The following is a 14631-nucleotide window of genomic DNA, read 5'->3' on the forward strand; positions in this document are numbered from 1 at the left end:
TTGCTCTTTCAGCTATAGCTTTTCGTAACGCTTCCCTACCAGGGAATGACATTTGGCAAAGAACAAATCATGGCAAGTTCTTCATAAAAGAGGGATAAAAGACTAACAACAAATACAACGTCTACACGTCTGCTTATTTGTTGCTATCTTTACTTGTCAATCGAGGCGACATTATCCCACGCCTCAGTTAATCCGAAACGTAGATGCTCAACACACATGAGGGAGATTATACGTTGAGAATGAAGGAACGTCAAGTGATTTGCCCTGTTTTTTCATTTCTTAGCAATGAAACATCTAAAGCCTGCTGCGACGTACTGAAACTATAGAGCAATCTTCCTGGAAAATAGATTGCTCTATAGTAATGTTTGACGTTATCTCTGTATCATCTACCCACTGTGTAAAATGTGTGACGCGTAGAATTGTCTATTTTGACGTGACAAAACGGAATAGTCGAGTGCCACAAACAGGACAGGTACCTTCCATTGCACTACGTCCATTCTTTGTAACAATCTTCTTACCATTTTGCATTCCACGTTTGGTACGACACTTTACACAATAGGCTTCGGTGGCAGCAATCGGAAGCTCAATCAGGTCACTGGCAATTGGATCTGATGTAGCCTGTACAGCTGGTTCTTTCAGGACCGCTTCAGTCTTCTCTTCCGTGGCAAAGTTTGAGGCAACAACGGACTCCTGCTGATCTTCAGCAACAGGTGCTGGCGTCAATTCCACGACAGCTTCTTCCTGCTCTACAAGAGGAAGTGCCTCGGCTACCACCGCTTCCATTTCTGGCTCAGTAATCGCCTCTTCCTGCTCTACAAGAATTTCTTCTACTGATGCTGGCTCTACTACTGGATCGTTGCTGCTCGACTCTTCTACTATTGGAAGAGCGGCTGCCGGCTCTATCACTGCATCACTGCTTGTCTCATCAATCCTGAGCTGCGGCTGCCCGCTCATTGGTACTTCAAGTTTCTGACTGGGCGTTGATCGAGCATCATCGACTTTTTCGATAGCAGGGGTAACAGGTGCCAGATTGGTTTCCGCTATCTGCGCAGAGCGCATGCCCTTGTTCTGCCAGGTCAGAATCTGATTAATAACTGCGGTGGGGCGTTCTTCGTGCACACGTATGCTGGTATCGTTGAAATGGGTTGTTTGCACCACTGAAGAGTGCTGCTGTACTTTTGAACTGGATGGTATATTGCCACCCCAGATCATCAAGACAGGTTGAGAAAGTTGTTGCAGCGTCTGTGATACATCTAATTGTAATTGCTCATCCAGGTAAGCCCGCAGTGCATGCTGTGCACCTGGTTGCTTGACCACAGCACGGGCGTGTTGGAGTTCTCCATCCGTTACTTGCTGACTGGCAACCATGTGCTGTTGCGCAAGTGCCCGTCGTAAAAAGCTGCGCGAATAGATCGAACCATAGAGAGAAGTCACCAATTTATACTGGCCAAGCCAGTTACGTTTGTCACGAGCAGACAATTGATCCTGTACGAGTTGCAGGGGTGAAAGACAGACCAACCCACTACAAAGATCAGGAGTACGTTGCGCCACCGCGACACAATAATTGCAGCTTAAGCCACTGGCAACCAGGGTCGCTGGCTGACCAACAACATCTCTCAGAAAGTCTTGAAATAGACTGATATATGTCTCAGCGCTATAAGCCAGCTTTGGATGTCCTGATAAGCCAAAACCCAGCAGATCTAAGGCATAGACACGATAATTTTTGGCCAATCCATCAAAAATATTTCTCATTTCATAAGAAGAACCAGCCACTTCAGGCGCATGAAATAAAACCAGAGGAGGTGCATCCTGGGCTCCCAGGACTTTATAAAAAATATCACCATGGGTCCAAGTATAAAGATGTTCCTCTCCTGACAGCACGCTTTTGAGTGGGGATGGAGTTTTTAGAACATTTCTAACCATCATAAATAAGACTCCAACTAGAGCAAATGCAAGAATTTTTACGCTGGCGCGGCTATAGTTTCCAGTATGACGCATGCGCAACCTCCTGCCACAACTACAAACAATAAAATATCTACTCTTCTCGTAGGACGTAACGACTTTTTATTATTCGCTGGATGATCGAGAAACAGCAGAACGTGTCGGCTGAGTTTAAGGCTGCTTCAATCCAAATTATAGCTGCTAGAGCAGCGAGAAAAGACTATTTTAACCATGCGTAGCACAATATAGCCATCCAGTAAAATTTTTATGTTCTTCAACAGATCCAAATCTACTGAAAAAACATAGTTCATTTACCACACCAGTCCCTGGAGATTCAGCGCGAAACCGCTACCCATCCCAGGGTTCTTCTTGAGTATATCACCATCTGTCATCCTTAAAGCTTATAATTTCTCAATGCATTTAGTATGTTGTTTGAGATTCACGCTGATCGGGAGCGTCGCGAGCAACCGCACTCGGGCACTAAAGTGCCCGGGCTTCTTTTTTATATATTTTTCGTGCAATATATGTGCATATGCACATATATTGCACGAAAAATATATAAAAGGCAGGTTCCCTCCGGGAACGAGTGCGGCAGGAATGAAAGTCTGACACATTCTTAGCTGCGCACTAGTCAATTTAACAGAAGCAGTTTATAATGGGCCTGGCACTGGATGTAGATCAAACAAAGGAGAAATCGATGCCCAATATCATCGGTTCGCTTATCATTACGGCACTTATGGCTTATCTTTGGGGCTCAATTCCCGCTGGTTACTGGATGGGGAAGGTACTGCGTGGCAAAGATTATGATATCCGCGATCATGGCAGTCGCAAAATAGGAGCAACGAATGTACAACGTACGCTCGGCACCGGGCCAGCGCTAATTGTGCTGGTTATTGATCTCTCAAAAGGTATCGGACCCGCACTACTGGCTACGTTTGTTCCATTCTTCTATGGTGGCGGCTGGGGAATTCTGGTCGCTGGCCTGGCAGCGTTGCTGGGACACTGTTATCCTATCTTCATTGGCTTTAAAGGGGGCCGTGGAGTTCTCACTGGCGCGGGGGCGCTTTTAATCTGCTCTCCACTCACTTTCTTGTTAGCAGCAATTACCACAATCAGTACAGTCCGTATCTGGAAATATGTATCACTCGGCTCGATTGTTGGTAGTGCAACTGGTATTATTTGTGGCATTATCTTTTATGTGCTCGGAGTACTTCGACCTGGCTTCTTTGCCGCAGTAAGCCTTCCTCAAATGGTATATATGATTATCGCTCCATCACTGATTATTATTTTTCACCGCGATAATATCGATCGTCTACTGGCTGGTAAAGAACGTAAATTCGGACAAAAGGTAGCGGATACCGAGGCTAGTACAACAAAATAAGCGAGTAGAGCAGACTCTTCTCGCTTATTTTTTAAGAAGATCTGCTCATTTCGCTGCTTCTTCACTGGATCGCAAGAGCGGCCACCCTCCAATGAGATACTCCACACCAGACATAATGGTCCAGATCGTGGCAATAATAATCAAGCCATCAGCTATCAACAACAGGATCTCGGCTGGATTAACGGTCTGGCTATTGAAGGTGAGCATGGGTGGAAAGAGCGAAAGCATATGCGCGCCCAGACCTTTGGCCAGTAACAATGCTCCCAAAGCCACCAGGGTGATAAAGGTTTTCTGCTTACCCCAGACACCCGCCGGGATCACTTTTCCTTTGGCCGCCGCAATTGAGCGCAGGCCCGATACCATCAACTCACGGGTCAGAATGATAAATGTCACCCACGCAGGTACCAGATTGAGTTGTACCAGGGCAATCAGCACGGCAGCGACAAAGACTTTATCCGCCGTCAAATCCAGAAAAACACCTAACGACGAGACAACTTTAAAGCGTCGAGCCAGATATCCATCCAGGTAGTCAGTCACAGATCCCAGGAAAAAGATGATTGTGGCCAGCAGGAAAGCCCAGGGCTGGTTGACCAACACCAATATGAATACCACTACCGTGGCTACCAGACGACTGATACTCAGTATATTTGGGAGATTACGCATACATACCCCTTATTATGCAGCTACCCGTTTTTTCACGGATAGCTTTTGTGTTCCGATATTGCCCATGCCGTTATGGAGACAATTAGTCACATTATATGCGAATCCTGACAGCGTTGTATAGTTGTTAAGGGCTATGAAGCCTTGACTGCTACCAGTAGATCACGTCGCTTAATGACCCGATCGACGGGATGCACAAATTGTGTATATGGACCTTCGTTCAGGACCTGAAGTTGAGTATGCTCTTGTAGTAAAGCCAGCATATCCGTGCGCTCCACCCGCGTAGCATTCCACGCCAGGGCCAGCGTTCCACCCGGCAGAAGCATACTTTCCCAGACCGGTAGTGCTTTACTCAAAAGGGCAGCGATTTCTGCGAAATGTTGGATACCATAGGGCAGGTCACCCACAATGGCGTGCATATGGGGTCCACCAACCACCTCACGCATATGCAGAACAGCATCCCGGGTATCCCCATTTGCCAGTACAAGTTGCCGGGTATTCCCTTTAGGACCAATCTCAAATTGATAGCGACGTCCACTGCGGCGGCCACGCTCATCGGTCTCTTTAAAGCGGATGCGTTCACCCTCCAGGTACTGGCGCACAAAGACAGCCGTCGTATCTACGTCCTGGCGATTAAGTTCAATACCAAACGCATCATGGCCCAGTGCCAGACAAAGAAACAGGGTCGTACCACCACCACATAAAGGATCTAAGATTCTCAAACGATCCGTCGAGGTAGTTTCATAGCGACCTGCGAAGATGGCCGCATTCAACAAGACACGCGTAAAGGTTTCATTGGTCTTGCCACGATAGCGTCGCGCCTCGGACATCTCCCAGGGAATAAAGGGCGTGAACTGTGGTTCAATAGGACGTAGAAGCGGACCAGCGATATCTCCCAGCTGATCAAAATATTCATATCCTTCGCTCAGCGCTCCTAAGCGCGGTATCAACGTGGACAGCAGGCTCCGGATCTGACTGGCATGAGCCTCATCAAATGTGACCAGCAAATACTTCTGGCCTGCCAGTGTTATAGCTTGTATATCCTGAATCAAACCACCTGCAGGACTGGTCAACAGTTCAGGTGGTGCCAGGAGCGCAGTCATATCAGCATACTGCGTATTGCGTTGTGGTGTAATTTTGAGCGCGATTTTCATAGCTAGCAGTATAACATAGCGATGAGCCAGTTCCTAGCACTCAAACGTACACAGTAACAGGGGTCGAGGACCTTCACTATTGCCAGACAAGTTTGTACAATACAAAAAGACACACAATTTCATTGAGCAGCATGGAGGGTGTTGTATGCATATCGTCACCATTTCGGAAATGAAAACACTGGAAGCTCAGGCTGAACAACAGTACGGCCTGACTTCGCCTATACTGATGCAGAACGCAGGGAAAAGCGCAGCCGATCTTTTTGAGGCGAACCTGCTGCCAACTTATAGCTTGAAAGGATTGAAGGTCCTTTTTCTGATTGGTCCTGGCAATAATGGCGGCGATGGGCTGGTGATGGCAGAGCACCTGAAGAATGCCGGGGCCCTGATCAGTCTGTATCATTGGAAAGAACAAAAACTCATCGTACAAGGCAAACATCAGCAGGATCAGCCAGTGCATGAGCTTCTGACCACTCAGATCAAGGACGCCGATTATATTATTGATGCATTGCTGGGTACCGGTCGTTCACGGCCCCTGCCAGATGATATGCGTGCCCTGCTGGCTCTGGTTAAAGAAGAGCGCTCGCGCAGAGAAAGTCTTGGACTGGTGGCGATTGATCTTCCCACCGGACTCAATGCGGATACAGGTGAAGTCGATCCTGGTAGTATTGCAGTTGATACAACCATTACCCTGGCTTATCCCAAACTCGGCTTCTTCTTTTTTCCTGGACGAGACTATATCGGTGATCTGGAAGTAGGCGATATCGGTCTACCAGATGCCTTAGAACCCTCATCACACACTGAGATGATCACAGGACAACAAGTGCATAAACTCTTGCCTGAGCGGCCTCTCAATAGCAATAAGGGGACATTCGGTAAAGTAATGCTCCTCTGTGGTTCACTACCGTATCCCGGCTCTGCATTCCTGGCGGGCAATTCCGCAGCGCGCGTAGGGGCAGGATTAATCACGCTGGCTGTGACTGAAAAAATGTTACCGTTCTATGCCAGTTCATTTCATGAAGCAACTTTTGCAATTTTACCTGAGGAAGATGCCGAGAGCTTTGAACGTGCCAAGGCATTGATTGAAAAACTTGAGGGCTACAAAGCCTTACTGATCGGACCTGGCCTGGGCCAGTCGGCCAATACACGTGAGGTGATTCTGCAAGTGCTCGAACATCTCCGTTCGCTCCCTGACGATAAACGCCCTCATCTGGTTATCGATGCCGATGGATTAAATAACCTTTCTGCCCTGGAACGCTGGTGGACCTTGCTGCCAAAGGATACGGTGATTACACCTCATCCAGGTGAAATGGGACGCCTCAGCGAGGGCATCAAAGTCTCGGGTGGTAATATTGAGCGCCTGGAGTTAGCACGCAAGAAAGCACAGGAATGGCAGGTCAATCTGTTACTAAAGGGTTCTTGCACCCTGATAGCCAATCCAACTGGAAACACACGCATTAACTGGTGGGGAAATCCAGCCCTGGCGACTGCTGGCACAGGAGATGTTCTGGCCGGTATGATCAGTGGCTTCCTGGCCCAGGGCATGTCACCGTTTGATGCCGCCAGCGCCGCAGTCTACCTGCATACAGCCGCTGCGGATCTGGTGAACGAACATATGAATATCGAGCGGGCCGGCCTGCTGGCCTCCGATCTCCTGCCGTATATCCCGATGTCGCTGGTCAACACAACATACTCTGAATTATAGCGATTAATCAAGCTGCCAGCAGCACAAAAAATGACCGTCATAACTTGCTTAACCCTGTTAGGGGATAGCAATGACGGTCAATTTGCCTTATAGATAACAAACAACGCAGAGCATTCACAAGCGCAAACAGGCCTGCTAGATAGCTATGCGTAGCTTAGTAGGAAAAGCTTATTTGGCAGCAGCCTTTTCCGCCGAATCAACCACATTGACTGTGATTTTTGGCTCTAACTGAGATGCAATCTTCACTGGAACACTGAATGTGCCCAGCGAACGGATTGGATCTGGTAGATCGATAACACGGCGATCTACGGTAACATTCTCGGCATCGCGTAATGCAGTCGCAATATCCTGGCTCGTGATCGAACCATAGAGACGACCCTGACTACCAACTTTTGCCTTGAAGGTCAGTGAAATCTGACCCAGTCGCTCAGCCAACTGCCGATTGAGTTCGGCCTGCTTCTCCAGCTTACGCTGTTCAGCAGCAATGCGTTGTGTGCGATTGGCGATCAAACCCGGGGTCGCTCCTGCAGCCTTCTGGTGCGGCAAGAGGTAGTTACGGGCATAACCATTGGCAACCTCTTTCAGGTCACCAGCTTTTCCCAAACCTTCAACGTCTTGTAACAAGATGATTTTCATGAACACTCCTCACAGAGGGGGGTCAAAACCCGACTTCCTCCTCACGCAATTATACGCGTGATAGTATACACCCTGAGTTAAATGAAAGCAAGTATCCCTATGTCAGGGGATAGTTCCATACTGATACTTTTTATCTCCATACTCCTGGACCATTTGTGGCAAAAGCCAGTTCTAACTTTTAGCAACGGTCCAGGACAAATAACATAAAATCAGTGATGTGTTGCAGCCACTAAACTTCTACCCTATAATGACTGCTATCAGTAACTATTATTATTCAACGACGAGAACTCATCTATCACAAAGGAATTCTCTATGAATATCGAAGGTACCTACACCCTACAGGCATCAGCCCAGGAGGTCTGGCGTTGTCTGACTGATCAAGAAGTACTTCACGCCACGATACCTGGCTTACAAGATATCTCAGCCGTAGATGCACATACGTATGATGTCATGCTCACAACGAATACCAGGCCGTTCGCGGGATCACACCATGGTGTCATGATCCTGTCAGAACAACAATATCCTTACCATTATCGCCTGACTTTCACGAGCGATGGTGAAAGTAATTTGAGTGGAGTTGGGAGTATCCATTTACACGAACGTGGACATCAAACAATTGTAGCATATAAAGGTACATTGACCACCAACAAGGTCAGTGCCCGCCTCTCTTCATCCTTGATTAAAGGCGCGATTAAGCTTTTTATCCAGCAATATTTTCAAAACCTGGCTGAATATATACGCACCCATAAATCACCGATTACAACGAAGCTTGACGCATTAGATGATACGGGCATGCCTTCGACTTCAGATGCTTTTGTCATGTCTTCCTATGCGGATAAACAAGATCATGCACCATTACCTGATACGCTGGCCGCCAGATTCGTACAGCTACTTCGCCTGGGCAAGAAAGATCCACAGGAACAGGTACTTTGGGAGCAGCGCATTCGTCGTACCAGTACGATTACTGGCTTCCTCTTTTTGATCTGGGTAGGAACACGCATCCCAAGACGCCGCACACGCAAGCAGCCATTAAATTAAAACGTGTAGATAAAGTCGCCTGGCAGACTACCGCATTGTTGAAGATATATCCATCTGACACAGGATAACTGCGGTACGTGCTTTTCAAGTACACACTGTCAGGCGTCAATGATTGAACGCAAGCGAGATTTCCAGCCGTTATCATCATCATTTGAAGACTGCGTATTTTCAACCACCCAGCTGCGGGTTCCATCAAGTGCACGAGCAGGAGCAGGCCGCGTCTGGCGCGTATCTTTTGTCAGGAGATTGCGTAAGGCGGTCTGAGCTGCTTTTCGCACATCTAACACTGGATCATTGAGGAGCGCAGTGATTGGTTCGATTGCTGATTGAATGGACATACGCCCAAGCGCCCGGGCACTGGCCGCGCGTTCATCAGAGGTAGGTGCCTGCAGTAATAGCAAGAGCTCACCAGTCAATTGCGTTAATGAGAGATCTGCAATTAAACGTAACAAGCGGTTGCGCCGCATAGGATGTTTCACCTTAACCAGGGCAGCACGGCAGTCAGCCGCAACCTGGGCCCGATTATGAATTAATCCCTGAGCTTTTGCTTCGGACACCGCCATTTCTGGTGAGAGGGCTGAATTTCCACGCAGAAACGGCTCAATCCAGTGGGCCACCTGATCAGATTTTCCTGCCGTCTCATGCAGTTGTAGAATCTCATGATGATGAAGATCTAACCAGTGATAGAGAGCCAGCGTCACTTCCGCATCGCGCGCGGCATAAGCCACCATCGCTGGCGGTAGTGGACGCCGCGTCCAGTCAGTACGTTGCAGACTTTTATCCAGATGATATCCAAAAGCCCTTTGTAACATTGCCGCCAATGAAGATTCGTGCTGACCAAAAATAGAACGGCAGGTAGCCTCTAAATCATAATAATGGACCACCTGCAATCCTCGCTCAGCCATCACACGCATATCCGCCCCCGCACCGTGCAAAAGCACAGCGATGGCAGGATTGCCCACAACCTCAACTAGTGGTGAAAGATCTTGCAAACGCAAAGCATCCACCACAAAGCAATGATTCTCAATAGCAAGCTGTAAGAGTGCGAGACGAGGGATATTTGAAACAGCCTCGCCCTGTGTTCGCGATCGCACCTGGGTAAATTCCGCATCCACCGCCACCACACCAGACTGCTTTAATAAGTTGACAGCATTAGCAAGTTGTGCCGGGCGGTCAACCCAAAAGCGCTCTCCACGCTGCGGCAAAATACCCTGCGGTGGAGTCGGTCCCAGATATCCATGTAAATTTTCCAGGTTCTCTAAATCTATTAATGGTGAATTATCACTCAATGAATTGCCATTCTGACTTCTAAAAGCATGATAGACATGGTGTGTACTCTACACTATACCATACTTTAAACCGTTAGTCCAGCTACCACGCGACAATTGCACTGAAGTAGCACGGAATCATCTTAAATAACTCAAATATAGTCAGTAATTTGCTCAGCTTTACTTATCCAGCTTTTTTCTCATGGCTATCTCTCATTTTATATCCAACTCTCTCTACAGACGTAAGTGCAATCGTTTTATCATTTGCAGAGAATGGAGATAGAAAAAAACATGTGTACAATAAAAATTGTATGATGACAGACCAATGATCAGACACCTCCCTGGCAGATCTTGTATGATAATAGCCAGAGGGTCCATAATTTGTGGATGATACAGTGTCGCGGATGTCGTGTTTTGCATCATGGAACAATCCACATGTGCCTTGAAGCGACACCTCTTGCACAGTACACTGTACATGAGAAATGATAGATGCGCAAAAAAGTTACTGGAGGATAATAAAGTGAAAGTACTTGTGCCCGGTGGGGCTGGTTACATTGGTTCACATACCGTACGTGAGTTGCTGGCACGTCACCACGAAGTCATTGTTCTGGATACACTGGAAAATGGCAATAAAGCCTCGCTCCTTGGGGCTCCTCTGGTTCAAGGTAATATTGACGATGCAGCACTGCTCAATAAAATTTTTATTCAAGAGAAGCCTGACGCCGTTATCCATTTCGCAGCATATAAAGCCCCTGGCGAGTCAATGACCCATCCAGGCAAGTATTTTCGCAATAATGTCAGTGGCACGCTGACACTACTTGAGGCCATGCTACGTCACAATTGCCACTATATCATTTTCTCTTCCAGCTGTTCGGTCTTTGGTACCCCTAAAACGCTGCCAGTTACGGAGGACGCACCATTCGGTCCTGAAAGTGTCTATGGCGAAACAAAGTTGATGGTAGAAACAATGCTGCGCTGGTATGACAGAACAACAAAGCTGCGTTCAACCAGCCTGCGCTACTTCAATGCTTCAGGTGCTTCGCTCGATAATAAGATCGGTGAGGATTGGCGCATTACCGCGAACCTGATTCCGCTGGTGATGAAGGCCGCAGTCGGTAAAACCAATTCCGTAAAAGTCTTCGGGACCGATTATCCGACGCCGGATGGAACCGCCATCCGCGACTATATCCACGTCGTCGATCTGGCTATTGCCCATGTAAAAGCGGTGGAATCACTGGCAAAAACCAACAAGAGTACCGCTTACAATCTGGGAACTGGTGTTGGTAGCAGTGTCAAAGAGGTTGTCGATACCGCCAAACGCATCAGTGGTGTTGATTTTAAAGTTGAACTGGAGCCAAGACGTCCTGGTGATCCCGTGGCAATCTGGGCCAATAGCACCAAAGCCCAGACCGAACTGGACTGGAAAACTCAGTATTCATTAGAGGATATTGTACGCACAGCCTGGAAATGGCATAGCACACATCCAGAGGGGTATACTGAGGAACAGTAATGAGCACGACACCTTTTACCCAACCAACCAGGTGGGAAGAGCGCTGGCACCCACTCCACGCGGAGTGGGTGGTGCTAGCACCACATCGGCAAGATCGTCCATGGATTGGTTCCCCTGGTACTGATCGCCTGGTTGAGCTCATACGGGTAGCAGGCCCAACCTCAGGATTGTATGGGGGCCAGGATCACAGGTGGTGGGAGTGGTGGAACAGTAGCCATCATTGCTCGTCAGCATGCGAATGATATATTTGCTGAAATCAGCCAGCGCTATGAACAAGAAACCGGCCTGAAAACCACTATCCTATGTGGCTCATCACCTGGGGCCTCTACCTGGGGCATCCGTATCCTCCACCATACTCGCTAGCGTACCGGCAGCGCTTGCCGCCAATACGTTTCGTTGAAGGAGATAACCTCAACTATATGGCGTGGCGTCGTGTACGTCGAGAGAGCGCCACACGCGGAGGCCGCACTGCTGCGTTTGCGCAGGCCAGCGTGCAAGAACGACTCGCAGTGCTGTGGCGCCTACAGGGATCGTGGGTGCCGTCACCTGCTCGCGCAGCCACGTGGTGGGTGAGCGCGTGGATCCTCCCCGTACCTTCTCGGAGAGGATCACGACACAGGATCCGTCGCGGTGTAGGCGCCACAGGCATGCGCTGCTCTTTGAGCCCCTCGCTCCACGAGAACGCCGCATGCCGGCCTCCGCGTGTGGCGCCCTCTCCACGTATGATTCGCTGCTTTTCTCCACCATGTTTTTTATGGTCACAAAAGCGCTTCACCGAAACGTATTGGCACTTGCCGCTGCGACCATTTCGCGTCCGAGCAAGCGAATCCCCCCGCTTGTACATGACGAATGCACATGCTACACTATGGCAGGTTACACGAATTGCAGGAACTAATTCTCAATTGTTCAACAACAAAGGCAGGTAACTCGATGCTTCAAGATATTCTTGCTCAGAATGAGCGCTTCCTCCAAAATACAGCTCTTCCCCATGTGGGACATGCTCCACGCAAACATACGGCGATCGTAACCTGTATGGATTGTCGTCTGGTTACGATGTTTGAACCAGCCCTTGGATTAGAACGTGGAGATGTATTGGAGCTACGCACGGCTGGCGCGACGATCTCTTCTCCTGATCGTTCAGAGGCCGCCAATGATCTGATTCGCTCTCTGGCTGGTGGCGTCTACTTGCTTGGGGTACGTGAGATTATTGTCGTCGGGCATACCGAATGTGGACTCTCCAAAGTCAATCCCACTGTATTGACCTCAACCATGCAAGCACTGGGGGTTAATCCTGAAAAATTGATCCAGGAGTATGGACTCAAAGATGTAGATGGCCTGGTCGAATGGATTGGCGCCTTCAAGGAAGTGCATATGAACGTGCAGGAAGTAGTCAATGTGATTCGCAACAGTCCATTTTTGCCCAAACTACCAGTTTCCGGTCTGGTCATTGATATCAACACAGGGAAATTGACCGTAGTCGATGATGGTGGAAAAGCGACGAAGTAAATTTTTCATGTGGTACAATGCGGGTAATCACTGACACCCTGGTTTCATGATTAGCCAGAGTTATTTCCAGAGGTCACGTACAACTACGACACCCATATGGGGAGAAGTACGTGCTCTTTATTATGTTCCAAAGCTTACATCCCGGCTCCCGTATCAGGAGCGGCAATACGGAGAAAGGACTCCTAAAATCGAATGGCAAATAAGACACCAATTACAGTAGCCCACGGTGACGGTATCGGCCCTGAAATTATGGATGCAACGCTGCATATTATCGAGGCAGCCGGAGCACAGATTGAGACCGAAACGATTGAGGTCGGTGAAAAGGTTTATCTGCGCGGTATTAGCGCAGGCATCGAACCCGGTGCCTGGGAATCCCTGCGGCGCACAAAAGTTTTCCTCAAAGCGCCTATTACAACTCCTCAGGGTGGTGGCTACAAAAGCTTAAATGTGACCACACGGACCACCTTTGGTCTCTATGCCAATGTACGCCCCTGTGTCTCTTATCATCCTTTTGTTGACACCAAACATCCTACCATGGATGTCGTGATCATCCGTGAAAACGAAGAAGACACCTATACAGGTATCGAATATCGTCAGACGACGGATATGATGGAGTCACTAAAACTTATCAGCCGACCAGGTTCGGAAAAAATCATTCGTTATGCCTTTGAGTATGCTCGCGCGAATAACCGTAAAAAAGTGACCTGCTTCATGAAAGATAATATCATGAAGATGACAGATGGTCTCTTCCATAAGGTGTTCGATGAGATCGCCAGAGAGTATCCCGACCTTGAGAATGAGAGCTGGATCGTTGATATTGGTTCAGCCAAACTGGCCGATACTCCAGAAGCCTTTGATGTGGTTGTTATGCCAAATCTCTATGGCGATATTCTGTCAGACGTAGCAGCGCAGATCGCTGGCTCGGTTGGTCTGGCAGGCTCTGCCAATATCGGCGAGCAGTGCGCCATGTTTGAAGCCATCCATGGTTCTGCCCCCCGCCGCGCAGGACAAAATCTGGCCAATCCTTCCGGTCTGTTACTGGCCGCCGTCATGCTGCTGGTGCATATCGATCAGCCAGAAGTTGCGACCCGCGTCCATAACGCCTGGCTGCGCACAATGGAAGATGGTATCCATACCTATGATATCTTCGCCGAAGGTGTCAGCAAGCAAAAGGTCGGCACCCGAGAGTTTGCCGAGGCCGTGATTGCTCGCCTGGGCCAAAAACCACAGACGCTGAAAGCCGTTGAGTATAAATCCAAGCCAAAGGAGACAGCGAAAAAAGCTGAGTACGCGGTACGGGCCGAAAGCAAGAAGGAACTGGTAGGCGTAGACGTCTTCCTGGATTGGTCTGAGCACGATAGCAATAAACTGGCTGAGCTCTTACAGCACACCAATGGTGATGGTCTGAAATTACAATTGATCACCAACCGTGGTGCCCGTGTCTGGCCGAATAATATGCCTGAAACATTCACCACAGACCACTGGCGCTGCCGCTTCCTGGGCGAAGGCACAATCAAACATGCTCAGATCACAAGCCTGCTGCAACGCGTCAGTGAAGCAGGTCTGGATTTCATCAAAATTGAAAATCTCTATAATTTTGATGGTCAGGCAGGCTACTCGTCCGTTTCAGGTGCTTAAATTACTCCATTGCTGGACAACAAACGTCTGACAGATAACATAGCCAAACGCAGATAGAAAGGGTACTCGCTTGAGTACCCTTTCGGCTTTTTCTATACCGCAAATTTTTTTATACGCTGTATTGAATAAAATGGTATGTTACAATGAAGGTGTTGTTGCATTCCTTTTTAGTTTGATCCAAAAAAGTGATTTATACT

13 protein-coding genes are annotated in these 14631 nt (G+C 48.5%); 7 read left to right on the plus strand and 6 right to left on the minus strand.

Features of this window, described 5'->3' with window-relative positions; translation table 11 throughout:
- Positions 1–423: 423 nt before the first annotated feature.
- A complete protein-coding gene (locus KDW_RS06300) occupies positions 424–1998 on the minus strand; it encodes an alpha/beta fold hydrolase (protein WP_151755170.1) in 1575 nt (524 codons plus the stop codon).
- A 598-nt stretch (positions 1999–2596) separates the two neighbouring features.
- Between KDW_RS06300 and plsY the strand changes: the two genes are divergently transcribed.
- Positions 2597–3322 carry a glycerol-3-phosphate 1-O-acyltransferase PlsY gene (plsY, locus tag KDW_RS06305; protein ID WP_151755171.1) on the plus strand — a complete coding sequence of 242 codons (726 nt, stop codon included), beginning with the start codon at positions 2597–2599 and terminating at the stop codon, positions 3320–3322.
- Between the two features lie 45 nt (positions 3323–3367).
- Here plsY and pgsA read toward each other — a convergent pair whose 3' ends face one another.
- Together pgsA and KDW_RS06315 are read right to left on the minus strand one after the other, a co-directional pair.
- The gene (gene pgsA, locus KDW_RS06310) at positions 3368–3985 is read right to left on the minus strand and encodes a CDP-diacylglycerol--glycerol-3-phosphate 3-phosphatidyltransferase (protein WP_151755172.1); all 618 of its coding nucleotides are present in this window, start codon (positions 3983–3985) and stop codon (positions 3368–3370) included.
- 131 nt (positions 3986–4116) lie between these two features.
- Positions 4117–5136 carry a TRM11 family methyltransferase gene (locus KDW_RS06315; protein ID WP_151755173.1) on the minus strand — a complete coding sequence of 340 codons (1020 nt, stop codon included), beginning with the start codon at positions 5134–5136 and terminating at the stop codon, positions 4117–4119.
- Between the two features lie 145 nt (positions 5137–5281).
- Between KDW_RS06315 and KDW_RS06320 the strand changes: the two genes are divergently transcribed.
- The gene (locus KDW_RS06320; protein ID WP_151755174.1) at positions 5282–6838 is read left to right on the plus strand and encodes an NAD(P)H-hydrate dehydratase; all 1557 of its coding nucleotides are present in this window, start codon (positions 5282–5284) and stop codon (positions 6836–6838) included.
- A 168-nt stretch (positions 6839–7006) separates the two neighbouring features.
- On the opposite strand, the gene rplI is transcribed toward KDW_RS06320, so the two are convergent.
- Entirely contained in the window at positions 7007–7474 is a 468-nt protein-coding gene (gene rplI / locus KDW_RS06325; RefSeq protein ID WP_151755175.1) for a 50S ribosomal protein L9, read from the minus strand.
- Positions 7475–7786: 312 nt separating this feature from the next.
- On the opposite strand from rplI, the gene KDW_RS06330 reads away from it, so the two are divergent.
- Complete coding sequence (locus tag KDW_RS06330; RefSeq protein ID WP_151755176.1) at positions 7787–8512, plus strand: SRPBCC family protein; 726 nt, start codon at positions 7787–7789, stop codon at positions 8510–8512.
- Positions 8513–8610: 98 nt separating this feature from the next.
- On the opposite strand, the gene KDW_RS06335 is transcribed toward KDW_RS06330, so the two are convergent.
- Complete coding sequence (locus KDW_RS06335; protein WP_151755177.1) at positions 8611–9801, minus strand: HEAT repeat domain-containing protein; 1191 nt, start codon at positions 9799–9801, stop codon at positions 8611–8613.
- Positions 9802–10300: 499 nt separating this feature from the next.
- On the opposite strand from KDW_RS06335, the gene galE reads away from it, so the two are divergent.
- Both galE and KDW_RS06350 read left to right on the plus strand, forming a co-directional pair.
- The gene (gene galE / locus KDW_RS06340) at positions 10301–11290 is read left to right on the plus strand and encodes a UDP-glucose 4-epimerase GalE (protein ID WP_151755178.1); all 990 of its coding nucleotides are present in this window, start codon (positions 10301–10303) and stop codon (positions 11288–11290) included.
- 171 nt (positions 11291–11461) lie between these two features.
- Entirely contained in the window at positions 11462–11653 is a 192-nt protein-coding gene (locus tag KDW_RS06350; RefSeq protein WP_151755179.1) for a hypothetical protein, read from the plus strand.
- A 48-nt stretch (positions 11654–11701) separates the two neighbouring features.
- Here KDW_RS06350 and KDW_RS06355 read toward each other — a convergent pair whose 3' ends face one another.
- Positions 11702–11980 carry a hypothetical protein gene (locus tag KDW_RS06355; protein WP_162005003.1) on the minus strand — a complete coding sequence of 93 codons (279 nt, stop codon included), beginning with the start codon at positions 11978–11980 and terminating at the stop codon, positions 11702–11704.
- Between the two features lie 240 nt (positions 11981–12220).
- On the opposite strand from KDW_RS06355, the gene KDW_RS06360 reads away from it, so the two are divergent.
- Together KDW_RS06360 and KDW_RS06365 are read left to right on the plus strand one after the other, a co-directional pair.
- Positions 12221–12796: a beta-class carbonic anhydrase gene (locus KDW_RS06360; RefSeq protein WP_162005004.1), complete on the plus strand. Its 576-nt coding sequence runs from the start codon at positions 12221–12223 to the stop codon at positions 12794–12796.
- 192 nt (positions 12797–12988) lie between these two features.
- On the plus strand, positions 12989–14434 hold the full coding sequence (locus KDW_RS06365) for an NADP-dependent isocitrate dehydrogenase (RefSeq protein WP_151755182.1): 1446 nt from the start codon (positions 12989–12991) through the stop codon (positions 14432–14434).
- Positions 14435–14631: the final 197 nt, after the last annotated feature.

The organism is Dictyobacter vulcani (assembly GCF_008974265.1).
Lineage (GTDB): Bacteria > Chloroflexota > Ktedonobacteria > Ktedonobacterales > Ktedonobacteraceae > Dictyobacter > Dictyobacter vulcani.